The organism is Vibrio sp. MMG023, assembly GCF_021654215.1.
Lineage (GTDB): Bacteria > Pseudomonadota > Gammaproteobacteria > Enterobacterales > Vibrionaceae > Vibrio > Vibrio jasicida.
Map to the genome: position 1 here is coordinate 13332 of NZ_JAKFZP010000017.1, position 23042 is coordinate 36373.

At 46.3% G+C, this 23042-nt stretch carries 21 protein-coding genes; 11 read left to right on the forward strand and 10 right to left on the reverse strand.

Annotated features, from left to right (window positions below; all coding sequences use genetic code 11):
* Positions 1 to 68 precede the first annotated feature (68 nt).
* Positions 69 to 350 carry a hypothetical protein gene (locus L1076_RS26010; protein WP_038868597.1) on the forward strand — a complete coding sequence of 94 codons (282 nt, stop codon included), beginning with the start codon at positions 69 to 71 and terminating at the stop codon, positions 348 to 350.
* A 31-nt stretch (positions 351 to 381) separates the two neighbouring features.
* Here L1076_RS26010 and L1076_RS26015 read toward each other — a convergent pair whose 3' ends face one another.
* From L1076_RS26015 to L1076_RS26030, 4 genes are all read right to left on the reverse strand, one after another.
* Positions 382 to 837: a DoxX family protein gene (locus L1076_RS26015; protein ID WP_042603365.1), complete on the reverse strand. Its 456-nt coding sequence runs from the start codon at positions 835 to 837 to the stop codon at positions 382 to 384.
* 10 nt (positions 838 to 847) lie between these two features.
* Positions 848 to 1606, reverse strand: a complete 759-nt coding sequence (locus L1076_RS26020; RefSeq protein WP_237304745.1) for a DNA-binding domain-containing protein — start codon at positions 1604 to 1606, stop codon at positions 848 to 850.
* Positions 1603 to 2475, reverse strand: coding sequence for a DUF692 family multinuclear iron-containing protein (locus tag L1076_RS26025; protein ID WP_237304747.1), 873 nt, complete (start codon positions 2473 to 2475; stop codon positions 1603 to 1605). Before L1076_RS26025 ends, L1076_RS26020 begins: the two co-directional genes overlap by 4 nt.
* 86 nt (positions 2476 to 2561) lie before the next feature.
* Entirely contained in the window at positions 2562 to 2822 is a 261-nt protein-coding gene (locus L1076_RS26030; protein ID WP_038868592.1) for a DUF2282 domain-containing protein, read from the reverse strand.
* Between the two features lie 280 nt (positions 2823 to 3102).
* Here L1076_RS26030 and uvrD point away from each other — a divergent pair, with 280 nt between their 5' ends.
* Entirely contained in the window at positions 3103 to 5277 is a 2175-nt protein-coding gene (gene uvrD, locus L1076_RS26035; protein ID WP_038868591.1) for a DNA helicase II, read from the forward strand.
* A gap of 804 nt (positions 5278 to 6081) precedes the next feature.
* Here uvrD and ggt read toward each other — a convergent pair.
* From ggt to rarD, 4 genes are all read right to left on the reverse strand, one after another.
* On the reverse strand, positions 6082 to 7848 hold the full coding sequence (ggt, locus tag L1076_RS26040) for a gamma-glutamyltransferase (RefSeq protein WP_237304749.1): 1767 nt from the start codon (positions 7846 to 7848) through the stop codon (positions 6082 to 6084).
* A 111-nt stretch (positions 7849 to 7959) separates the two neighbouring features.
* Positions 7960 to 8619: a LysE family translocator gene (locus L1076_RS26045; protein ID WP_005440026.1), complete on the reverse strand. Its 660-nt coding sequence runs from the start codon at positions 8617 to 8619 to the stop codon at positions 7960 to 7962.
* 91 nt (positions 8620 to 8710) lie between these two features.
* Entirely contained in the window at positions 8711 to 9508 is a 798-nt protein-coding gene (locus L1076_RS26050; RefSeq protein WP_237304751.1) for an AraC family transcriptional regulator, read from the reverse strand.
* Positions 9509 to 9580: 72 nt separating this feature from the next.
* Complete coding sequence (rarD, locus tag L1076_RS26055; RefSeq protein WP_237304753.1) at positions 9581 to 10495, reverse strand: EamA family transporter RarD; 915 nt, start codon at positions 10493 to 10495, stop codon at positions 9581 to 9583.
* A gap of 176 nt (positions 10496 to 10671) precedes the next feature.
* Between rarD and recQ the strand changes: the two genes are divergently transcribed.
* The 3 genes from recQ to L1076_RS26070 all read left to right on the forward strand — a co-directional run bounded on the left by recQ (position 10672) and on the right by L1076_RS26070 (position 13737).
* On the forward strand, positions 10672 to 12507 hold the full coding sequence (gene recQ, locus L1076_RS26060) for an ATP-dependent DNA helicase RecQ (RefSeq protein WP_237304756.1): 1836 nt from the start codon (positions 10672 to 10674) through the stop codon (positions 12505 to 12507).
* A 9-nt stretch (positions 12508 to 12516) separates the two neighbouring features.
* Positions 12517 to 12822 (forward strand): DUF3630 family protein, encoded by a 306-nt coding sequence (locus tag L1076_RS26065; RefSeq protein ID WP_237304758.1) that lies wholly within the window; start codon positions 12517 to 12519, stop codon positions 12820 to 12822.
* Positions 12823 to 13062: 240 nt separating this feature from the next.
* On the forward strand, positions 13063 to 13737 hold the full coding sequence (locus tag L1076_RS26070; RefSeq protein ID WP_045403353.1) for a 7-cyano-7-deazaguanine/7-aminomethyl-7-deazaguanine transporter: 675 nt from the start codon (positions 13063 to 13065) through the stop codon (positions 13735 to 13737).
* Between the two features lie 215 nt (positions 13738 to 13952).
* Here L1076_RS26070 and gppA read toward each other — a convergent pair whose 3' ends face one another.
* Positions 13953 to 15446, reverse strand: a complete 1494-nt coding sequence (gene gppA / locus L1076_RS26075; protein WP_237304760.1) for a guanosine-5'-triphosphate,3'-diphosphate diphosphatase — start codon at positions 15444 to 15446, stop codon at positions 13953 to 13955.
* A gap of 19 nt (positions 15447 to 15465) precedes the next feature.
* A complete protein-coding gene (rhlB, locus tag L1076_RS26080; protein ID WP_038877451.1) occupies positions 15466 to 16779 on the reverse strand; it encodes an ATP-dependent RNA helicase RhlB in 1314 nt (437 codons plus the stop codon).
* Between the two features lie 111 nt (positions 16780 to 16890).
* On the opposite strand from rhlB, the gene trxA reads away from it, so the two are divergent.
* The 6 genes from trxA to fre all read left to right on the forward strand — a co-directional run bounded on the left by trxA (position 16891) and on the right by fre (position 22756).
* Complete coding sequence (trxA, locus tag L1076_RS26085) at positions 16891 to 17217, forward strand: thioredoxin TrxA (RefSeq protein WP_004745500.1); 327 nt, start codon at positions 16891 to 16893, stop codon at positions 17215 to 17217.
* Between the two features lie 196 nt (positions 17218 to 17413).
* Entirely contained in the window at positions 17414 to 18673 is a 1260-nt protein-coding gene (gene rho, locus L1076_RS26090) for a transcription termination factor Rho (protein WP_038868581.1), read from the forward strand.
* Positions 18674 to 18779: 106 nt separating this feature from the next.
* The gene (locus L1076_RS26095; protein ID WP_038868580.1) at positions 18780 to 19772 is read left to right on the forward strand and encodes a hypothetical protein; all 993 of its coding nucleotides are present in this window, start codon (positions 18780 to 18782) and stop codon (positions 19770 to 19772) included.
* 136 nt (positions 19773 to 19908) lie between these two features.
* Positions 19909 to 21762, forward strand: coding sequence for a 4-hydroxy-3-polyprenylbenzoate decarboxylase (gene ubiD, locus L1076_RS26100; RefSeq protein ID WP_237304762.1), 1854 nt, complete (start codon positions 19909 to 19911; stop codon positions 21760 to 21762).
* Positions 21759 to 22025, forward strand: coding sequence for a 2Fe-2S iron-sulfur cluster-binding protein (locus L1076_RS26105; protein WP_237304764.1), 267 nt, complete (start codon positions 21759 to 21761; stop codon positions 22023 to 22025). Before ubiD ends, L1076_RS26105 begins: the two co-directional genes overlap by 4 nt.
* A gap of 17 nt (positions 22026 to 22042) precedes the next feature.
* Positions 22043 to 22756: an NAD(P)H-flavin reductase gene (gene fre, locus L1076_RS26110; RefSeq protein WP_038868577.1), complete on the forward strand. Its 714-nt coding sequence runs from the start codon at positions 22043 to 22045 to the stop codon at positions 22754 to 22756.
* Positions 22757 to 23042 lie beyond the last annotated feature (286 nt).

The following is a 23042-nucleotide window of genomic DNA, read 5'->3' on the forward strand; positions in this document are numbered from 1 at the left end:
AATGTTACTAACGCGTGTATATTTGTCGTTCAAACTTTTCTCGACACCATAACGGAACTCAAAAAGTAATGTCGTTAACCACGTATGAAATGGCTCGTATCTTAGAGCAAATGGAAGAGTCACCAGAAAAGGTGATGTTTGGTAAGTTGCTCAACGAATTGGGTAACCAAAGCTCTGAGCGTATTCGTAGTGCGGCAAAACAAGTTCCATTGCCAGTCTTGCGTGATCTTGTGTATCAATTTCAGCAAGTGATTGAGTCACGTAAAGGCGAGCAAGTAGAGCAGATGGCAAAAGACCTCGCGAAGCAAGGTATCTCAGCAGAAGAGTTACTGGCTTACTTGAACAAGTAATAAAAAATCCCCGCATTATGCGGGGATTTTTTTAGTTAGTGACTTTCTTCTTGATAATGTGGTCGAGAGATAAAGGCCCTGGCCCCCACACAATAACAATAAGAATCATCAACCCCCAAAGTTGATGGTCATAGAAACCTTTCTCCCACAGCAGCGGGTAAGAGACCACGGCGATGATGTTGAACACAAACAGAATCGCAGCCATCGGGCGCGTAATTAACCCTAGTGCCAAGAATACCGGTAGAACCAACTCCGCAGCTGTACCTAAGTAAGCCGCCAGCTCCCATGGCAGTATTGGCACTTGGTATTCCAGCTCAAATAAATACAGTGTGCTGTCCCAAGATGAGATTTTGATTAGCCCTGAATTGAAGAATACCCATGCAACCCACAAGCGACAAAAGAGAAGTAATACAGGGACAAAGCCAGCTTGTAGGGTACTGATTAAATCGTCGTACCGATTCACTAAGTTTTTAACCGTATCCGTCATAGAGTGCTCCTTAGATTGATTTCAATGTAAAGCCGTCAACGAGATCGAGTGCCATGATGCTATTAAGATGAGCGAGTAGTGCTTCAGGTATTTCGCTCAAGCTTTGTTTCTGCTCTAAACATTGCAGCAGTAGGAACACATTGGCATCGAGTGCGTGACACAAGGCTTCTCCATTGGCTTGAATCGAGATGACACCTTGTTGTAATTGGTTGATATTAAGTTGTTCGAATTGCCCAGTTTGAATCGCGCCAAACAAATCAAATACCGCGTAACTGGAGTCAAAGCTTCGGCAGCCTTGTTTAAGGTGCAAAACCAAAGCGGACTGTTGCTCTTCACTCACTTCGCCAAGTAACGCAAGCGGTTTTAATGCTGCCGCATTGGATTGTTCATACTGTGCTTGACGAGCGAGGTCGATATGCCACTCGAAGCGTGCGACTTCAGGGCTGTAGGGGGCTTGTGCTATCACCTGGCTGAACTGCATGATGGTATCTTGAAAGCCTTCGCCATAATGCACCACATTTCCTTCTTCTAATGGATAAGTGAGAACATGCTGGCGAGCCATCTGTTCGAAGCATTCTTCACCAAGTAGCGCTTCAACCATTGGGTAGGTAGCGGACAACACTTCGCTTAAGTTGACGATAAAGTTATTGCGGTAAATCTGCATGCGTTCATCAGCGGTAAACTCATCACTGGCAATATCGCAATCTTCGCCGAGTGCTTGATAATGTAGGGCTTTAGCAAACTGGCTTTGTAAGGTGGCTAGATTCATGATGCCTTCCTTGGTTCGCTTTGTTCACTTGGGAGTGTGCCTTGCAATAGCAGCTGCGATGCTTTCAGCGCTTCTCCCAGTAAGACCTCTGGCGCGGGAATATCCAAATCCCATTCAATCAACGCATGACGTGGACCGTGTTTCTTTGTCCATTGTGCGAACAGTTGCCAAACTTCGTCACTAACTGGGCAGCTATGGGTATCAATCCATATCTCGCCTTTGTCGAGTTGTTTGATAGTAAAACCTGCCAAGTGAATCTCATCCACTTTGTCGGCTGGAATCGCATCTAGGTATGTGTCGCAATCAAAACCGTGGTTGAACGCCGAAACATAAACATTGTTTAGATCGAGCAATAAACGACAGTCAGTGCGCTTTTGCACTTCGGTAAGAAACTCCCATTCGCTGATGGTCGAATGTTGAAACTTCACATAACTAGATGGGTTCTCTATCAAGATCTCGCGTTGCAAATAATCCTGCACTTCATTCACGTTACGAGTGAACACTTTGAGCGCTTCTTCCGTATACGGAAGTGGAAGCAGGTCATTAAAGTAGTGACCGCCGTTTTCACTCCAACTCAAATGGTCAGAAACAAGAACCGGGTCGATTGAGTCAATCAGCGCTTTAAGTTGAGCAAGGTGCTTTTGATTCACACGTTCCACCGAACCTAGTGACAGACCAATGCCATGGCAGCTAATTTGATACTGCTCGCGCAACGCTTGTAATTGATTGCGCTCTGTAGCGTTGGGTTGAAAATAGTTTTCACTGTGGATTTCTAACCAAGATAACTCGGGTTTGTTTTGGCTAAAGTAATCGAGGTGAGGGGTTCTTAATCCAACTCCAACAAGGTCGTGGAAGGTGTGGTGTTTCACGTGAAACTCCTTTTCAAAGCGGGCGGGAAGAGAAGGATGCGCTGGTTGAGCGTCAACGCATCCTTGCAGTAGCTAGCGATAAAAGATTATGAAGAAGAAGTGCTACCACCAACTAGCTTGTCACATAGACCTTTTGGTACGACTACGAATGCATCTTTTTGGTTATCTTCTTTAGCTGTACCAGCACAAGAACTGCTCTTCGTTGCACAGTCGTTTTTGCCTGCTTTTGAAACGCCGTAGCATTTTTCTTTATCAGCTGCGACAGCTGGAGCTGCAGTTAGCATTGTGCCACCAAGAGCTAGAAGGCCAGTAACAGCAGCAGTAACAGCTAGATTCGACTTTTTCATAATAAATTCCTCTGAATGATTTCCTTTACTTTAAGTTGGCAAGATGAATCGCCTGTTGTGGCGTTTTTGTTATCAACTTGCTTAACTTAAAAGATAGGAAACTGGCTAAAAAACTTTCAGAGAAATTTTCGAAACAAATGGTTTTAAAGAGTGGGATTTATATAACTTATTGATGCGTCGAGTAAAAAAACATCGAATTTTTTATGAATTTTTGTCTAATCTGAGGAGGTTGTTTAGGTTATAATCTATTTTTATGTATAAATAACCAGTAGCTCTCATCATGATGGATCCCTCTCTATTAGTCGACGGTTTGAACGATAAACAACGTGAAGCCGTTGCCGCACCTCTAGAAAACTTGCTCGTCCTTGCTGGTGCAGGGAGTGGTAAGACACGCGTTCTTGTTCACCGCATTGCTTGGTTGATGTCGGTCGAGCAGGCATCTCCGTTCTCGATTATGTCGGTAACCTTTACCAATAAGGCCGCGGCAGAGATGCGTGGACGTATCGAAGAGCTCATGATGGGCAGTGCAGGCGGAATGTGGAATGGTACTTTCCACGGGATTTGTCACCGTATTCTGCGTGCACATTATCTTGATGCCAAGCTACCGGAAGATTTTCAAATTATCGATAGCGACGATCAGTTACGTCTATTGAAGCGTTTAATCAAAGCGCAAAACTTAGATGAGAAGCAATGGCCTGCACGCCAAGTATCATGGTGGATTAACGGCAAAAAAGACGAGGGTCTACGTCCGTCACACATTGATGCGTACCACGATCCAGTGACCAAGACATACCTACAGTTGTATACCGCTTATCAAGAGGCGTGCGATCGCGCTGGGTTAGTCGATTTTGCGGAAATCTTGCTGCGCGCACATGAGCTACTGCGTGATAACAAGTTCGTTCGTGAACACTACCAAGCACGCTTTAAGCACATCTTGGTGGACGAGTTCCAAGATACCAACAACATCCAATACGCTTGGCTACGTATGATGGCGGGCCCTGAGTGTCACGTGATGATCGTTGGTGATGATGACCAATCTATTTACGGTTGGCGTGGCGCGAAAATTGAGAATATTGAGAAGTTTACGCTGGAATTCCCAAGCGTGAATACCATCCGTCTTGAACAAAACTATCGTTCAACCAAGACCATTTTGGAAGCGTCTAACACCCTGATTGCCAATAACACTGAACGTATGGGTAAAGAGCTTTGGACCGATGGTGTTGTCGGTGAGCCTATCTCAGTTTACAGCGCTTACAACGAATTGGATGAAGCGCGTTTTGCGGTTAACAAAATCAAAGAGTGGCAAGAAAAAGGCGGTGCACTGAATGACGCTGCCATGCTCTACCGTAACAACGCCCAATCGCGTGTTCTGGAAGAAGCCTTGATTCAAGCTGGCCTGCCTTACCGTATCTACGGTGGTATGCGATTCTTCGAACGTCAGGAGATCAAAGACGCCTTGAGCTACATGCGTTTGATCGCTAACCGTAACGATGACGCCGCATTTGAGCGTGTAGTTAATACACCCACGCGTGGCTTGGGTGATAAAACTCTAGAAACCATTCGCTTTGCAGCGCGTGATCGCGGTTGCACCATGTGGGAAGCAAGTATGGTCATGCTTGAGGAGCAAGTATTACCAGGCCGAGCGGCAGGGGCATTAAGCCGTTTTATTGAGTTGGTGACAGCACTAGAAGATGACACGTTAGAAATGCCTCTGCATCATCAGGCTGATCATGTCATTAAATACTCAGGTTTGTTCGCCATGTACGAGCAAGAGAAGGGTGAAAAGTCTAAGGCGCGTATTGAGAACTTGGAAGAATTGGTGACAGCAACTCGTCAATTCGAGAAACCAGAAGAAGCCGAAGACATGTCATTGCTGACGGCATTCCTAACCCATGCAGCATTAGAAGCGGGCGAAGGACAAGCAGATGAATTCGAAGATGCGGTTCAGCTAATGACATTGCACAGCGCGAAAGGTCTAGAGTTCCCGCTCGTGTTTATGGTTGGTGTGGAAGAAGGCATGTTCCCAAGTCAAATGTCGGCAGAAGAGGCGGGACGTTTAGAAGAAGAGCGTCGTTTGTGCTATGTAGGTATGACTCGTGCGATGCAGAAGCTGTACATCACTTATGCTGAAATGCGCCGCTTGTACGGTCAGGATAAGTATCATAAGCCATCTCGCTTTATTCGTGAGCTACCAGAAGCATGTTTGGATGAAGTTCGTATGAAAGCACAAGTCAGCCGTCCTGCAAGCAGTGGCCGATTCAGCCAAACGGTCGTGAAAGATAGCTTCAATGAAACTGGCTTTACGCTGGGTTCTCGCGTCATGCATCCGAAGTTTGGGGAAGGTACCATCATCAACTTTGAAGGCAGCGGTCCACAAAGCCGTGTTCAGATTGCTTTTAATGGCGAAGGTATTAAGTGGTTAGTGACTGCTTACGCGAAACTAGAGAAACTGTAATACTTCACCAAACTAATCAACTTAAGAGCTGCTTCGGCGGCTCTTTTTGTTTGTGCTGTTTTTGTGTCGCTAATGCAGTAAAAAATGGAGTGCAAAAGCGGCGATTTAACGATGTCGTTTGAAGTGAAAGGTGGGCGTTGTGGGTGAATGCCTACTTTCAGTAGATCTGCTGAGAAAAATTTTAGGCAAAGAAAAACCCCGAGGGCTTTCGCCCATCGGGGTTATAGTCTTACTCGCAGCAATCCGGCTACTAAGTGTGCTCCATGCATCTAATCCATGATAGTGTGCTGAATCCGTCAGCTTAATCCTTACGTCGCCATCCTAGCGGTGTCCTTGACCTTATCCTGGTCTGCTAACCATCCTCGTTAGCTCTCATCACTTGTTCCCTGAGCGGTGTCCCTGACATCATCCTGATGTTCAAATCCTTGCCTCGTCCAGAGGTGTCCATTTCCCGTCCTTAGTAGTAACCATCCTAGTCACTATTGATTCCGTTCAATGTCCAATTTTGCAATCCATGCCCGACTATTCATCCTGAATAACCGTTTCTTCTTCCTGAAGTTCACCAAGTCCGTGGTGTTTCCTGTTCCGTGTCAGCATCCTTCCGACAGGTTTAATATTACGTGTTTAGCGATTCCCAACAACGGGCTAATCTCACATTTTTTTACTCTCTTAGCGTTCAAAAAAGATACATAACCATTAAATTCAATAGCTTATACTCTTTGTTGTACGGTTTTACCATTAAAAAAGAGAGGTTTGCTCAACCCTTTGTGAGAGATCTCGCACAAGGGGTCGAGCGAAAGACTCTTACTGCCCGATAGCGGCGCCTTCACGCCTTGGATCAGCCGCACCTTCGAGACCGTCTTTTGTTATACGTATCGCATGCAGTCCAGAGTTCAAATCACGAACATCAGTTTTAAAACCCATCTTCTCCAACTCAGGCTGTAAGCCTTCTGCAGCAGTACCTTGCTCAATATCTAAGGTACCAAAACGGTTCAGCAATCGTGGCTGATTGATCGCACTTTGGATGTCCATATCCCATTGTGTGTGGGCGATAATGGCTTGTGCGACGTAACCAATGATGCGGCTGCCGCCCGGTGAACCAATTGCCATGTAGGGTTTATCGTCCTTCATCATAATGGTTGGCGCCATGGATGAACGTGGGCGTTTGCCTGGTTCTAAGCGGTTCGCGATTGGCACACCATCTTGATGCGTGCGGAAAGAGAAATCGGTAAGTTCGTTATTGAGCAAGAAGCCGCGCACCATCAAGCGTGAGCCAAAGGCGTTCTCAATGGTCGTTGTCATCGAAACCACATTGCCTTGCTTATCGACGATATTGAAATGGCTGGTGGAAGGCAGCTCGATCGATTGGTCCATGCTTAAGTTCATGGCGTGCGACCAAGGAGGATTGCCAGCTTCAACCTTACTCAACGTTTTACCGACTTGAATGAGCTCAGCACGTTGCTTGAGATAATCTTTATCAAGCAAGCCTTCGGTTGGCATTGGCACATAATCTTGGTCAGCCATGTATTTACCGCGATCCGCAAACGCAAGGCGAGACGCATCGGCGATCACTTGCCATGATTTCGCGCTTTCGGCTCCCCAACCTTTAAGATCGTATCGCTCGGTGATCGCGAGAATCTGTCCAACCGTCAATGCGCCAGAGCTTGGTGGTCCCATACCGCAAATATCATAGCTTTGGTAAGCCGCACAAACCGGTTCACGTTGCTTGATTTGGAACGCATCAAAGTCAGGTTGTGCCAATACGCCAGGATTGCCCGGTGCATTCTGTACTGTCTTGATGATGTCTGTGGCGATATCGCCTTGATAGAAAGCTTTTGCCCCTTGCTCTGCAATTGCCGTCAGAGTTTGCGCGTATTCAGGGTTCTTCAACAACGTGCCTTCGGCTTTTGGTGAGCCATCTGGATTAAAGAAGTAAGCTTTAGTCACAGGGAAGCGTGATAGGCGCTTGGCATCTTTCTCAATCAGACTCGCGAGGCGAGGACTCACTTCGAAACCTTGTTCAGCCAAGGTAATCACAGGTTGGATGATCTTTTTCCATTCCAACTTGCCGTATTTCTGGTGCGTGTCCCAAAGTAGTTTCACTGTGCCAGGAGTGGCAACGGAACGCCCACCGACAACCGCATCGTAAAACTGCAGTGGTTGTCCTTTGTCATCTAGGAAGAGTTTCGGCGTTGCGGCGAGCGGTGCGGTTTCACGTCCATCATACGTGGTCAGTTTTTGTTTCTCACTGTCCCAATACACTAAGAAGGCGCCACCACCAATGCCTGAAGATTGCGGTTCTACCAAGCCCAGCATCAATTGCACGGCAACCATGGCATCAATAGCATTACCGCCTTGAGCAAGAACGTCAGCCCCGGCTTGGGTGGCAAGTGGGTTGGCTGCGGTGACCATATAATCTTTGGCTTTGACCAATTGCTTCTGCTCGAAGCCAGTACTGTGCTCCGGCGCAACGGCATCTGCTGCTTGGTTAGCAAAGGCTGAGGTAGATAAGATTAGTGGGGAAGTAAGAAAAAGACCCGTGGTCACGAGTCGGTTGAACGTCCAATGCATGATGACTCTCCATGTTGCCAGTTTTGTGCTTTCAGCTTGGCAGTCATGAAGAGTCACGTCGAGTCAGCAATCTTAGAAATGTCGATTGTGCTACGCTTTTAAATCAGTACTTTATCCGATAAAAGTGCTGATGGTTTGGTACAAAATACTGCCTCCCACGAGAGTAAATACCACGCCACACAGACCGTCGATGTAGATGCCTGCTTGTTGCAATTTACGTTGTAAGCGCTGTGTTGACAGCATCCACGCAAGGCTAGAGAACCAGAATAGCGACAAGCCAAACAAGATGACCAAAGCAATACCTTTGCCAGTGATCGACATACCTGCAGGGACTAAGCTCGACATCAAACTGATAAAGAACACCAATGCTTTCGGGTTAAGGATGTTGGTCGCAAATCCTTTAGCAAATGCCTGACGTTTGTTGCTGATCACTAGGTTGTTTTGCTTCTTAGGTTGATCCGCCAGAGGGTTTTTGATCATCGAGATCACGGCGCGCAATGCACCAATACCTAAATAGAGCAGGTAACTACCACCGAGCAGTTGCACCACCGAATACAACACTGGGTGCTGGTGGACGATATAACTCACGCCTGTCAGGCTGAACAAAGAGTGCAGCAAAATACCGACAGACAATCCCAACGCAATGTACAAGCCAGTTTGACGACCATGACGCGTCGCGTTTTGTACGACCAGCGCAAAGTCGGGACCTGGACTCATTAGGGCAATAAAGTGAATGCTGGCAAGCGTCAGCAATATGGTGGACTCATTCATAACACATCTCAAATATAACCAATGCGGCTATTGTCGTGGCAAGTCACCTGTGGCGCTTGTAAAAAACTGACAGCTTTCTCGGTAAATGAAATTAGCGAGTCACTTGAGAAGGGGAAACGCCGTAGGTCTGCTTAAACGCTTTGCTGAAATGCGCTTGATCGTAGAAACCGATTTGATGGGCGACGTCGGTACCACATTGACCAGATTGCAGTAACTTCATGCCTTGTTCTAGGCGCAGACGTGCGAACCATGCGTAAGGCGTCATGCCAGTTTGCGCTTTAAAGTGGCGCTGGAACTGAGTTGGGCTCAGTTGGCACAGCTCTGAAAGTGAATCCAAACGCACTGCTTGGTCGAGGTTCGCCATTAGATAATCTTTTAACGTTCCAAGTGATTGATTTCCTAATGGCACCACTTTTTGTCGCTCAAGCGATCCGTAGCGATCAAAAAGCTGGTTAAATCCTTCAAAAGGAAGGCAATCTTTGGTGAGTTGGCTGAGGTTTTCACGACGAAGTAGCCCGTGTAAGTTACTAAGTTGTGAAAATATCTGTGGATCCGAGATGATCAGCTCGTTGAAGTGTATTATTTGACCGTTTTGCTTAAGATCAGCCAGATCGCTCAATAGGTGAGGTTCGATCGCAAATACCTTTACTTCATAGCCACTTTCGAGCTTAGATTGCCCGTCGTGCAGCTCATCTGGCGGCATAATCACAATTTGCCCGTGACCAACTTGGTGGCTGTTACCTTGGTATTGGAACTTCTGCGCGCCATGCGTGATCAGACCGAGATGAAAATCCAGATGGTAATGCCTTTGAAAAGCAAATTTCTGGTATTTCGCCTCTATCAGACTCAAGTTGTCATGGTCGGTTGCGTAGTACTGAATATGTTCCATTAAATAAAAAAAGCTTGGTCACATTATGACCAAGCTTATCCATCAATTTCTTAAATGTCTTGTAAAAAACGATCAGGCAGCACGAGCCGCTTTGCGTGACTTGCGGTTATTACGCAGACCATCAAAGCTAAATACCACCAAGGCGCCCCAAATAAAGGCGAAGGTGATGGCTTTATCGCTAGTGAACGGTTCGCCGTAGATCAGCACCGCAAGCAAGAACATCAAACTCGGCCCAATGTATTGGAAGAAGCCCAACGTCGATAGCTTTAGACGGGTTGCTGCGCCAGTAAAACACAGTAGCGGCAGGGTAGTGATCACGCCTGCAGCAATCAACAAGGTATTAAGCTGCATTGGGTTATCTAGCATGTTGGACGTCGGTGAACTCGCAATAAACAACAGGTAAATCGCTGCAGCAGGTAACATCACCAAGGTTTCAATAAACAGTCCGGTTTGTGCTTCCACACTGACTTTCTTACGCAGCAAACCATAAAAGCCGAAGCTCATTGCCAGCGCTATCGCGACCACAGGCACCGAGCCAAAGACGATCAGCTGAACTAATACGCCACAAGCAGCAAGGACAACTGCGAACCACTGAAGTTTACGTAGGCGCTCACCAAGGAAGACCATCCCGAGTAAGACGTTGATCAGTGGGTTAATGTAATAACCTAAGCTGGCATCGAGCATGTGATTCGAGTTCACCGCCCAAATGAAGATCAACCAGTTTGCACCGACCAAAATGGCAGTAGAAACCAGAAACATCATCTTGGTTTTGTTTTTAATGATGTCGCGAACCGAGCGCCAATGGCGACCAAAATGGAGGAGTGCGGCTAGCAAAAAGAAAGACCAAATCACTCGGTGGCTTAAGATCTCTAGTGGTGAGACTTCAGCAATTGATTTGAAGTAAATGGGTGCGATGCCCCACATGGTATACGCACCAACAGCAAGCAAGATGCCTTGCCGTGAGCGTTGTTGTTCTTCTGGTGTCATGGGATGTCACCTAATTGAGTTTTTATAGAGCAGACAATCAGTATACGAGTGGTGAACTTAATCACCTAACAATTTGCGGTTTTATTCACCATGAAACCCCATTACAATGTGCCCTCACTTTGCGTGCCAGTGGCATGCATAAGCACTTCTTTCTAAGACCCAATCTGAGATTTTTCATGACCTCGACTTTGTTAGCCGAACAATCTGATTCGCCTTTGACGCCTCAACGTGTGTTGGAGGATGTATTTGGTTACCAAGAGTTCCGTGATGGTCAGCAGTTGGTGATTGACGCCGCGGTAGAAGGTCGTGATAGCTTAGTTATCCTGCCTACGGGTGGTGGTAAGTCGCTGTGTTATCAAATCCCTGCTTTGGTTCGCTCTGGCATTACTTTGGTCATTTCTCCGCTGATTTCGTTGATGAAAGACCAAGTGGATCAGCTTAAAGCTAACGGTGTTGCGGCTGAGTGCATTAACTCGACCATGGCTCGAGAAGATCTCATTAGCGTTTACAACCGAATGCACTCTGGTCATCTTAAGTTGGTATACGTCTCGCCAGAACGTGTATTGATGCGTGATTTCATTGAACGTTTGGAAAACCTTCCTCTATCTATGATTGCCGTCGATGAAGCGCACTGTATTTCCCAGTGGGGACATGATTTCCGTCCTGAATACGCCGCGCTTGGTCAACTTAAGCAGCAGTTTTCCCATGTGCCATTTATGGCGCTGACGGCGACTGCGGATGACGCTACGCGCAAAGATATTCTTGATCGACTTCAACTCAACGCACCTGAAGTTTATCTAGGTAGCTTTGACCGTCCGAACATCCGCTATAACTTAGTTGAAAAACACAAACCGGTTTCGCAAATCATTCGATATCTGGATACCCAAAAGGGCAACTGCGGCATCATCTATTGTGGTAGTCGTAAGAAAGTTGAGATGGTGACTGAGAAGCTGTGTAACAACCATATTCGTGCCGCAGGTTACCATGCCGGTATGGATGCAGACGAGCGTGCTTACGTTCAAGAAGCTTTCCAACGTGATGATATTCAGATCGTCGTTGCGACAGTGGCCTTTGGTATGGGTATCAACAAACCAAACGTGCGTTTTGTGGTTCACTTCGATATCCCGCGCAACATTGAATCCTACTATCAGGAAACCGGTCGTGCAGGGCGTGATGGTTTACCTGCGGAAGCGATGATGCTGTATGACCCAGCAGATATAAGTTGGTTGCGTCGTATGTTGGATGAGAAAGACGACGGTCCACAGAAGCAGGTGGAAACCCACAAACTGAATGCGATGAGTGCCTTTGCTGAGGCGCAAACCTGTCGCCGTCAGGTGCTATTGAATTACTTTGGAGAATATCGTGAGAAGCCATGTGGCAACTGCGATATTTGCTTAGATCCACCGAAACACTTTGATGCCACAGAAGAAGCGCGTAAGGCATTGTCTTGTGTGTACCGTGTAAACCAAAGCTTTGGTATGGGCTATGTGGTGGAAGTGCTGCGTGGTATGCAGAATATTCGTGTACGTGAAAATGGCCACGACAAGATCTCTACCTACGCAATAGGCCGAGACCATAGCCATGATTACTGGATCAGTATTTTCCGTCAGTTAATCCACAAAGGACTGTTGAGCCAAAACATCACGCGCAACTCAACACTGCAATTAACGGAAGAAGCGCGTCCGCTGTTGCGTGGCGATGTGGCTCTAGAGTTAGCGGTCCCACGTTTAGACACCGCAGCACGTGCGGCGAAGTCAGATAAACTCACCAGCAAGAACTACGATAAGAAGCTGTTTGCCAAATTACGTAAGTTGCGTAAATCGATCGCGGACGAAGATGGTTTACCACCATACGTTGTCTTCAGTGACGCGACCTTGATTGATATGGCGGAAATTCTGCCAACCTCTTACGGTGAAATGCTGGCAGTCAGCGGTGTTGGTCAGCGTAAGTTAGAGAAGTACGCCGATCCGTTCCTTGATTTGATTCAAGAACACATTACTCACCACGGATAAGGAATCAAAATGCAAAAGGAATTTGGCTTAGCGGACTACATGGCACGAGAGGGGCGCTTAATCATAACCGCACCAAGTTTTGACCTCGATAGTTTTCCTGCTTTAGGTGAGCGTTTACTTGGACTGCTTTCCGCTACTGTGGTCGAAAAGCAATGGGATGCGGACATTCATTCTTGGCTGATCGACTTTGAAGGTTGTCGATTGTTTATGAAAGCAGAGCATTACAGTGAAGCGATTTGGTTTGAAGCCTTAGCGATTGAAGAGAGCAGGGAAGAGTTGGATTACCTAGCGGGATTGTTCCAACACGGCTTCTAAAAAATAGAACTTTCACGAAAGGGTGTTTCACATGAAACGCCCTTTTTTGTGCTCAAACGTTTGCGTAATACAGACCGCTTGCGAGTCAAATTGGTTAATGTATAATCGCCCACCGCTTCGCTCAGAATGAGCTTAGCCAGTTTATTTTTTCATTTTACATTGTTGGTAAGAGTGCTTTTCTTTATTGAAAGGGCTCGATTTGGGTTCCCTCACCCCCAAACCAAACTAAAAAGGTATCGCATGAGTAACTTTACCCCTGCGCAACAGCGCAACGCCCTTATCTATCTGGTTCTATTCCACCTAGTCATTATTGCATCTAGCAATTACCTAGTTCAGCTCCCGTTTACTATCTTTGGCTTCCATACCACTTGGGGCGCATTTACCTTCCCATTTATCTTTTTGGCTACCGACCTTACAGTTCGTATTTTCGGTGCAAAAATGGCGCGTAAGATCATTTTCTTAGTGATGCTACCTGCATTGGCTGTCTCTTACTTCCTATCGGTGGTGTTCTTTGAAGGCCAATTCCAAGGCTTTGCTCACCTAGGGGAGTTCAACCTGTTCGTTGCTCGAATTGCGATTGCTAGCTTCATGGCTTACTTGCTTGGTCAAATCATGGATGTGCACGTGTTCAACCGTCTACGCCAGATGAAACAGTGGTGGGTGGCACCAACGTGTTCAACGCTTTTTGGTAATGCACTGGATACCATCGCTTTCTTTGCTATTGCGTTCTACCAAAGTCCAGATCCATTTATGGCGGAACATTGGACAGAAATCGCGCTGGTGGATTACGGATTCAAACTGATTATCAGTCTTGGTTTGTTCGTTCCTATGTACGGTGTACTACTGAATTACCTGATTAAGAAGCTGACTGCGGTGAACCCTGACTTTAAGGTGACGACAAGCGTTCAGTCTTAATATCAGTGGGAACCCCAAAAGCCGCTTGCTCAAATCAAGCGGCTTTTTTGTACCTGCTTACTGGGATTTAGAGGGTTTTGTACAGCGTGGGGAGTAATTAGATCATGGGTGTCCAAAAGCCCCATGAGCTGTACGCAGGTAAAACTCGACAAAGCTTAACAATAAAAAAGGCCCTAATAAGGACCTTTCTTTAAACAATCATTGAGTGATGGTGATTAACTTGTGACGACGCTAAGCGGCCAGCCAATATCAGTCTGACGGTTGGATTCAATTTCCAACTCAGCGGCTGTTAACGGGTTTGCATCAAGCCAGTTAGCATCAATGTTCAGTGTTAACTTGTCGCCTTCTGCATTTAGCGTGACTTTTGGTTCCAGCGCTGGGTTACGGCGATGGCTCAATAGTACGGCAAGGCGTAATAAACGAAGTAATCGCTTACCACTAGTTCCAGACAGCGCGTGCTGCTCTGGTAAAGAGGTGAGCTGCTCACGGTAACGTCGAACGATTTCACCGATAACAAACTTCTGAGCGCGCGTATAACCAGGTAAGTCCAAATGTTGTAGTAGGTAAGCGCTGTGCTCACCGCCTTTCTTGAAATCGATAGTTAGCCCGATTTCGTGCAACTTGGCCGTTGTTTCTAGCAGTACTTTACCTTGTGGTTCTGCTACCCATTCGTCACCACCGACTTGTTCAAGCAATCTGCTCGCAAGGTTTGCTACTTGTTCACCATATTGGCAATCCAATTGGTAACGACTCTGTACGCTGCAAATAGTACGTGCACGAATGTCATTTTGACGAAGTTCGTCGACCATCTCATACACTAAGCCTTCACGCAGTGCGCCGCCAGCCAATGTCATCGCATCAATTTCTAGTAACTCGAATATGGCGATAAGAATGGATAAACCACTTGGGAAGACTAACGCGCGTTCTAGGGTAAGTCCCTCGATATCGAGTTCTTCTAAGTGATCGGCAAGCATGGCTTGTTTTTGCAGACGCTTGAGTTTGGCATGAGTAATGACTTCGTCCATACCTTGCGCAAGCATGATCTCTTGCAGAGCCTGAACTGTGCCAGAAGCGCCAACACAGACATCCCAACCTAGCTCTGTATACTGCTCCAGAATCGGTTTGAGTGTTTGTTTTGCGCCTTCTATAGCGGCTTCAAAGTTACGTGCATTGAGCTGGCGGTCTTTGAAGAAGTTTTCCAACCAAGTGACACAGCCCATTTTTAAACTGGTGAGTGCTTTGGCTTCAAAACCTTCGCCGATGATCAGTTCGGTACTTGCGCCACCAATGTCAACCACCAAACGGCGGCCACTGCCGCCAGAAGTGTGAGCAACACCTTTATATATAGTGGCGGCTTCTTCTTCACCGGGAATCACTTCGATAGGCAGACCTAAAATTTGGTTCGCCTTCTCTAGAAAAACATCCACATTAGTCGCGGTACGCAATGTCGCGGTACCGACGATGCGGATGTTCTGTTTAGGAATGTCCTGCAAGCGTTCTGCAAATAGACTTAAGCAGTCCCATCCTCGCTGCATAGCTTCCGTACTAAGAGAATTATGTTCATCTAAGCCCGCTGCTAGACGAACTTTGCGCTTAATTTTAGCCATGGTTTGAACGCTGCCATCGATGTGACGCACAACGAGCATGTGAAAACTGTTCGACCCGAGGTCGATGGCGGCGTATAGCGGTGATGATCCTGCTTGACTCATAAACGACTTCAGTTTCCTATTATGATTGTTTTGGCGCTGATTGACGTGGCTGACGAGGACGGCGTCCTTGCGGCTTACGGTTACCAGAGCGAGTACCACCTGTATTGGTGCGGCGTTGCTGAGTACGAGGTGCACGCATACGAAGTGGAGCTGGCAATTCCTGAATCAATGCCGATGCATCGTAATCAGAAACTGGGATTGCATGCTCAATGTATTCTTCGATAGGTGGCAAGTTGATTGCGTAATCTTCACAAGCAAAGCTGATTGAGTGACCACTTGCACCTGCACGACCAGTACGACCGATACGGTGAACGTAATCTTCACAATCATCAGGTAAGTCGAAGTTAAATACGTGTGTTACTTGAGGAATATGTAGACCACGTGCCGCAACGTCGGTTGCTACGAGTAGGTCAACTTCACCGCGAGTGAATTGTTCAAGAATCTTTTCACGTTTCTTCTGTGGAACGTCGCCAGTCAATAGACCAACACGGTGTCCGTCTGCCGCTAGGTGACCCCAGATTGACTCACACTTGTGTTTGGTGTTTGCAAAAACGATCGCACGATCTGGCCATTCTTCTTCAATCAAAGTTTGAAGTAGTGCCATCTTATCTTCGTTAGAAGGGTAGAAAAGTTCTTCTTGGATGCGGTGACCTGTTTTTTGTTCAGGCTCAACCACAACATGCTCAGGGTTATGCATGTGCTCGAAGGCAAGTTCTTGTACACGGTAAGAAAGCGTTGCTGAGAAAAGCATGTTCAAACGCTCTTTTGGCTCAGGCATACGGCGGAACAAGAAACGAATGTCTTTGATAAAGCCTAGGTCAAACATACGGTCTGCTTCATCCAAAACAACTGCTTGAATGTTGTTTAGGTTGAAGACGCGCTGTTTGTAGAAATCAATAATACGACCAGTCGTACCGATCAGGATATCGACGCCGTCTTGAAGCTTATTTAGTTGCTTATCGTAGCTTTCGCCACCGTAAGCCAGTGCTGCTTTAAGACCAGTACTTGCGATCAAAGGCTCAGCATCGTTGTAGATCTGAATCGCTAGCTCACGTGTTGGTGCCATGATAATTGCACGCGGCTGTGTCGGCTTGCGGCCTTCATGTTCTGGTGTCGTCAGAAGGTGGTTGAAAGTTGCAGTAAGAAACGCGAGGGTCTTACCAGTGCCCGTTTGGGCCTGGCCTGCAATGTCTTGGCCGGTGAGCAGTACCGGCAACGCCAAGGCTTGGATAGGGGTACAAAACTCGAACCCTTTTTTTTCCAATCCTTCAATAACTTGGGGCTTTAAATCCAAATCGGCGAACTTTTGCTCTGTGATATGCGTCTTTTTCATAGCTATAGAATATCAGCTAAAGCTTGCAATACGAAAGTAAATACATTCCAATAGGGCATCTATTTACTGGTTATCATCCAACCAGTTTCGAAAAACACATTGGAGTGGAAGATGAGTGATAAGATTTTGCAGCTTACTGATGACGGTTTTGAAAACGACGTAATCAACGCTGCAGGCCCGGTTCTAGTGGATTTCTGGGCAGAATGGTGTGGTCCTTGTAAAATGATTGCTCCAATTCTGGACGAGATCGCTGACGAGTACGAAGGCAAGCTCACTATCGGTAAACTAAACATTGACCATAACGCGGGTACACCACCTAAATTTGGTATTCGCGGCATTCCAACGCTACTGTTATTTAAAGACGGTAACGTAGCGGCAACGAAAGTTGGTGCTTTGTCTAAGACTCAGTTAAAAGAGTTCTTGGACGCAAACCTATAATCACCAAGTGATTACAGACAAAACCGTGCAATGTAACAATGCGCGGTTTTGTTTTTCTAACTCTGGACTAGAATATTAATTAGTGCTAACTTATCGCGCGTTAATTGAACAAATTTCTCTTCTTGGTCGATCCTGAGACCAAATCCATCTTAACTAGAAAACAGATCTTATTTTGACTAAACAAGCATCCACCACCATGAATCTTACTGAACTGAAGAACAGACCAGTATCTGACCTTGTAAAGCTTGGCGAAAGCCTAGGTCTTGAGAACCTAGCTCGTCTAAGAAAACAAGACATCATCTTCGCTATTCTTAAAGCGCACGCGAAAGGCGGCGAAGACATCTTTGGCGATGGGGTTCTGGAGATTCTGCAAGACGGCTTTGGTTTCCTACGTAGCGCAGACAGCTCATACCTTGCTGGCCCTGATGATATCTACGTTTCGCCAAGTCAGATTCGTCGTTTTAACCTACGTACTGGTGACTCAATTGCTGGTAAGATTCGTCCACCAAAAGACGGTGAGCGTTACTTTGCCCTTCTGAAAGTCAACACCGTAAACGACGACAAACCAGATAACGCTCGTAACAAGATCCTATTCGAGAACTTAACGCCTCTACACGCGAACGAGCGTATGGTTATGGAGCGCGGTAATGGTTCTACAGAAGATATCACAGCACGTGTTTTAGATTTGGCATCACCAATCGGTAAAGGCCAACGTGGTTTGATTGTTGCTCCGCCGAAAGCGGGTAAAACAATGCTTCTGCAAAACATTGCTCAAAGCATCGCATACAACCACCCTGAGTGTGAGTTGATGGTACTTCTAATCGACGAACGTCCAGAAGAAGTGACAGAGATGCAGCGTCTAGTTAAAGGTGAAGTAGTAGCGTCAACATTCGATGAGCCAGCTTCTCGCCACGTACAAGTAGCAGAAATGGTAATCGAGAAAGCAAAACGTCTTGTTGAACACAAGAAAGACGTGGTTATCTTGCTTGACTCTATTACTCGTCTAGCTCGTGCATACAACACCGTAGTGCCTTCATCAGGTAAAGTACTAACTGGTGGTGTGGATGCAAACGCACTACACCGTCCTAAGCGTTTCTTCGGTGCAGCTCGTAACGTAGAAGAAGGCGGCAGCTTAACTATCATCGCAACAGCGCTAGTCGATACTGGCTCTAAAATGGATGAAGTTATCTACGAAGAGTTTAAGGGTACAGGTAACATGGAACTGCACTTGAACCGTAAGATTGCTGAAAAGCGTGTATTCCCTGCGATTGATTTCAACCGCAGTGGTACGCGTCGTGAAGAGCTACTAACGAAGACAGACGAACTACAGAAGATGTGGATTCTACGTAAGATTGTTCACCCAATGGGTGAAACTGACGCGATGGAGTTCCTAATCGATAAGCTAGCGATGACGAAGACCAACGACGAGTTCTTCGATGCAATGCGTCGTCAATAGTCTCAGATAAGTAATTCTGCGAAGGGCCACCGTATATCGGTGGCTTTTTTATTGCTTTCTCCCGATAGAAGCAGCAGAATGAAGAAAATGTTATCGGGAGGTTAACATGCAACAAGGAATGTTGTCGTCATTACTCCTGAGCTTGTCACTTATCACATTACCCGCAACGTTATCTGCGAAGGAAATGCAGGAAACCGTGGTAGAGCAGTGGCTTCAGGATACCCACATACAGACCAAAGTATCTGAATTGCTCGATTATGCAGTCAGAGACGAGGTCGACTCGCTTAAATTCGCTCTCGACCGACTTGCTTTCCCTCAACAAGAAGTCGTCCGTTTTCTTTTGCTCGAAAAGCTTGAGCAACAAGAAATCATCCTTACGCCAAGAATGGCCATTTTTGTCGAATCCCAAATCAGTATTACGCCTACCTATCAAGTGCTTGAGCGTGGTGATGGTTATGAGTTCAGCATACCCGCATTTAACTTTCCTGCGGTGGCGAGCCGTTTGATCAAACGCTGGAAGCAAGACCAAAGCACGTTGGAGTTTGTATTGGAAGCAGAGCGCCAAGAACTCAACCTTAAAGATTGGCTTACCGGTACATCGCAGCAAATACAAGCTCGAGAGGCATTATTGATCCGCGAATTAGACAGCTTATCTCCAGATGCACTTGAGGCAATCACTAAACAGTTAACTCATGCAAACGTTACTAGCTGGTTACCTTCTACAGCCGTTGTCGTACGTTTAGCACAAGTGAGTCAAAATGAGGCGATGTATGATCTGCTGTGGCGAATGCGTGCTGATTACAACAGCCAAACTGAGCTTACAAGGTTAGCGGAAGTTGGTGATGCATTCTCTTTGCAGCAATTGATGAGCTCTACTGTTAATCCAACTTTAAAACCCTATGCAATTGAGCTTCTGACGAGATCCAATCCTCTTACTTCCGACGTAAAACAGTTTCTGATCGCTAAAATGGCGCTTTCTGAGGAAGCTACTTTAGTGGCCAGAGAGCTAGCGAAACAAGGGCATCAATCTTGGCTGGAAGAGTTAGTGTCAAACAATCGCCAAGTCAAAGCTCGGCAGATTGAAAAGTTCTTGGAATAACTGTTCCTGAATTAAGCGTTCTTCAAGGCTCGATTCTTGTCGCTGCTTAGCTCACATACCCACAAAAAATAGGAGGATCTTAGCGTCCTCCTATTTGTTATACTGCGAATAATTTAATCAGCCAGCATGAAGGCCTATGAGTTTTAAGGATTTACGCGAATTTATCGACCACCTAGAACAGAAAGGTCGACTTAAACGCATCACTCACCCCGTCGATCCCGCTTACGAAATGACAGAAATAAGTGACCGCACCTTGCGTGCTGGTGGCCCGGCACTGTTGTTTGAGAATCCAATTGGCTACGACGTACCTGTTTTGACGAACCTATTTGGTACGCCAGAACGTGTCGCAATTGGCATGGGGCGCGAAGACGTTAAAGAATTAAGAGAAGTCGGTAAGCTGCTGGCTTATTTAAAAGAACCTGAGCCACCAAAAGGCTTTAAAGACGCCTTAGAAAAACTGCCAGTGTTCAAGCAAGTTTTGAACATGCCAGCCAAGCGTCTACGTAAAGCGTCGTGCCAAGACATTGTATGGCAAGGTGATGAAGTCGATTTGGATAAAATCCCAGTGATGAGCTGCTGGGCAGAAGACGTTGCGCCACTGCTTACGTGGGGTTTAACTGTGACTAAAGGTCCGAATAAGAAACGTCAGAACCTAGGTATTTATCGCCAGCAGAAAATTGCCAAGAACAAAATTATCATGCGTTGGTTAGCTCACCGCGGCGGTGCGCTTGATCTGCGAGATTGGATGGAAACCAATCCAGGGAAACCTTTTCCTGTTTCGGTCGCTTTTGGTGCAGACCCTGCGACCATTCTTGGCGCAGTAACACCCGTGCCAGATACGCTATCGGAATATGCATTTGCTGGTTTACTGCGCGGCAGCAAAACTGAGGTCGTGAAGTCAATCAGTAATGATTTGGAAGTGCCAGCGAGTGCAGAAATCGTTATGGAAGGTTATATCGACCCGAATGAGTTTGCCGATGAAGGCCCTTACGGTGACCACACCGGCTACTATAACGAAAAAGAAAAGCACCACGTATTTACCATTACGCACATTACTATGCGTAAGGACCCAATTTATCACAGTACCTACACCGGTCGTCCGCCAGATGAACCGGCTGTATTGGGTGTGGCATTAAACGAAGTGTTTGTGCCTATTTTGCAAAAGCAGTTCCCAGAGATTGAAGACTTCTATCTACCGCCGGAAGGGTGTTCGTACCGAATGGCAGTCGTCACCATGAAGAAGCAGTACCCAGGACATGCCAAGCGCGTAATGATGGGCGTGTGGTCTTTCTTACGTCAATTCATGTATACCAAGTTTGTTATTGTGTGCGATGAATCGGTAAACGCACGAGATTGGAATGATGTCGTGAAAGCCATGTCAGAGCATATGGATCCTGTGCGTGATACCTTGATGATAGATAACACGCCAATCGACTCGCTCGACTTTGCTTCACCAGTGGTTGGTCTTGGGTCCAAGATGGGTTTAGATGCAACCATTAAGTGGGATGCCGAGCGGGCGACGCGAACCAAGGTCACTAAACGAGACAGTAAAGCGATTACCGAAGCTGAACTGAATGAGTTGAAACAGCAACGTCTTGAGATTGTTGATATCTACCTACCAGCCACAGCAAACAACCAATTTGCTGTTGTAACAATGAAGAAAGACCAAGCTGGTCAATCTCAAGCATTGATGGAATACCTGTGGGACTTCTTTGCTCGGTACACGGATAACAAATTCATTATTTTGTGCGACGATGACGTCAATGCACAAGATTGGAATGACATCATTTGGGCTGTGACAACTCGAATGGATCCAGACAGAGATACCACTCAAGTTCGTGGTAAGGCGGGTAGCTCATCTAAACTTGGGCTCGATGCGACCAATAAGTTTGAATCTGAAGCCACACGCGAATGGGGTACGCCTATCAAAAAAGATCCTAAACTTGTGGCTAAAGTCGATGAGATTTGGGACCAGTTAGGTATTCTATGAGTCATCAAGTCCACCTTCTACCAATGGACGTTACGTTCCAAGTAAAAGAAGGGGAGACAGTGTTGGAAGCTGCGCTCAACAACAATATTCGCTTCCCACACCGTTGCCAAGTTGGCGCTTGCGCCATGTGCATGTGTAAAAAGCTAACGGGCGAGGTGAGTTATCACCTCGAACCGATGCTAACCGAAAAAGAGCAACAGCAAGGCTGGATATTCCCTTGCCAAGCCTATACAGAAAGTAATTTAGTGCTTACTTTTGACTAGTAAGCGAGAGGAACACCATGACCATCCAATGTAAAGTAAAGTCTATTGAGCCGTTAGCTTGTAATACTTACCAAATCCTTCTTCATCCAGAATCACCAGTGCCTTTTAAAGCAGGTCAGTATCTAATGGTAGTGATGGGTGAAAAAGACAAACGCCCTTTCTCTATTGCAAGTAGCCCTTGCCGTCATGAAGGCGAACTGGAGTTGCACATCGGTGCGGCAGAGCAAAATGCTTACGCATTAGAAGTCGTTGAAGCAATGCAATCGGCATTAGAAACAGATGGTCATATCGAGATTGATGCACCACATGGTGATGCTTGGGTTCAAGAAGAAAGCGAGCGCCCGCTATTATTGATTGCTGGTGGTACTGGTTTTAGTTACGTGCGTTCGATTTTGGATCACTGTGTTGCACAGAACAAAACCAACCCTATCTATTTATACTGGGGTGCACGAGACAACTGCCAGCTTTATGCTAAAGAAGAACTGGCCGAGATTGCCGATAAGTTTGCTAACGTTCACTTTGTTCCAGTAGTAGAAGAAGCACCTGCCGATTGGCAAGGTAAAGTTGGTAACGTGCTACAAGCGGTGAGTGAAGATTTCGAAAGCTTAGAAAACTACGATATCTATATTGCTGGCCGCTTTGAAATGGCTGGGGCAGCGCGTGAACAGTTCACCCAGAACAAGAAAGCGAAGAGTGAACGTATGTTCGCAGACGCGTACGCATTCATTTAAATACAGCTTTTGGGGCAGAAAAAGAGGGTTTTTTACCCTCTTTTTTGCTTTTTTGATGAAATAGTCATCGAACAGTTAGTTTTTTCCATTTTTTTTCAAAAAAGGGTTGCGAACGGATCTGAGTTCCCTATAATGCGCATCCACCGACACGGCAGACGCGATAAGGCTTCAGCAGGGTCGGAGAGGTGAAAAGCTTCTGAGAAAATAAATTGAAAAAAGTGTTTGACACTCTCAATTATCTCGCTAGAATTCACCTCCGCTTTGAGAGAAAAATTTCTCGCAAAGC

What these genes read in the sequence shown, in the direction of transcription:
- trxA (WP_004745500.1), top strand. Translation starts at nt 16,891, where the DNA reads ATGAGTGATAAGATTTTGCAGCTTACTGATGACGGTTTTGAAAACGAC.
- L1076_RS26045 (WP_005440026.1), bottom strand. Translation starts at nt 8,619, where the DNA reads ATGAATGAGTCCACCATATTGCTGACGCTTGCCAGCATTCACTTTATT.
- fre (WP_038868577.1), top strand. Translation starts at nt 22,043, where the DNA reads ATGACCATCCAATGTAAAGTAAAGTCTATTGAGCCGTTAGCTTGTAAT.
- recQ (WP_237304756.1), top strand. Translation starts at nt 10,672, where the DNA reads ATGACCTCGACTTTGTTAGCCGAACAATCTGATTCGCCTTTGACGCCT.
- L1076_RS26065 (WP_237304758.1), top strand. Translation starts at nt 12,517, where the DNA reads ATGCAAAAGGAATTTGGCTTAGCGGACTACATGGCACGAGAGGGGCGC.
- gppA (WP_237304760.1), bottom strand. Translation starts at nt 15,446, where the DNA reads ATGAGTCAAGCAGGATCATCACCGCTATACGCCGCCATCGACCTCGGG.
- L1076_RS26105 (WP_237304764.1), top strand. Translation starts at nt 21,759, where the DNA reads ATGAGTCATCAAGTCCACCTTCTACCAATGGACGTTACGTTCCAAGTA.
- L1076_RS26020 (WP_237304745.1), bottom strand. Translation starts at nt 1,606, where the DNA reads ATGAATCTAGCCACCTTACAAAGCCAGTTTGCTAAAGCCCTACATTAT.
- rarD (WP_237304753.1), bottom strand. Translation starts at nt 10,495, where the DNA reads ATGACACCAGAAGAACAACAACGCTCACGGCAAGGCATCTTGCTTGCT.
- L1076_RS26030 (WP_038868592.1), bottom strand. Translation starts at nt 2,822, where the DNA reads ATGAAAAAGTCGAATCTAGCTGTTACTGCTGCTGTTACTGGCCTTCTA.
- L1076_RS26070 (WP_045403353.1), top strand. Translation starts at nt 13,063, where the DNA reads ATGAGTAACTTTACCCCTGCGCAACAGCGCAACGCCCTTATCTATCTG.
- L1076_RS26050 (WP_237304751.1), bottom strand. Translation starts at nt 9,508, where the DNA reads ATGGAACATATTCAGTACTACGCAACCGACCATGACAACTTGAGTCTG.
- L1076_RS26010 (WP_038868597.1), top strand. Translation starts at nt 69, where the DNA reads ATGTCGTTAACCACGTATGAAATGGCTCGTATCTTAGAGCAAATGGAA.
- ggt (WP_237304749.1), bottom strand. Translation starts at nt 7,848, where the DNA reads ATGCATTGGACGTTCAACCGACTCGTGACCACGGGTCTTTTTCTTACT.
- ubiD (WP_237304762.1), top strand. Translation starts at nt 19,909, where the DNA reads ATGAGTTTTAAGGATTTACGCGAATTTATCGACCACCTAGAACAGAAA.
- rhlB (WP_038877451.1), bottom strand. Translation starts at nt 16,779, where the DNA reads ATGAAAAAGACGCATATCACAGAGCAAAAGTTCGCCGATTTGGATTTA.
- rho (WP_038868581.1), top strand. Translation starts at nt 17,414, where the DNA reads ATGAATCTTACTGAACTGAAGAACAGACCAGTATCTGACCTTGTAAAG.
- uvrD (WP_038868591.1), top strand. Translation starts at nt 3,103, where the DNA reads ATGATGGATCCCTCTCTATTAGTCGACGGTTTGAACGATAAACAACGT.
- L1076_RS26015 (WP_042603365.1), bottom strand. Translation starts at nt 837, where the DNA reads ATGACGGATACGGTTAAAAACTTAGTGAATCGGTACGACGATTTAATC.
- L1076_RS26095 (WP_038868580.1), top strand. Translation starts at nt 18,780, where the DNA reads ATGCAACAAGGAATGTTGTCGTCATTACTCCTGAGCTTGTCACTTATC.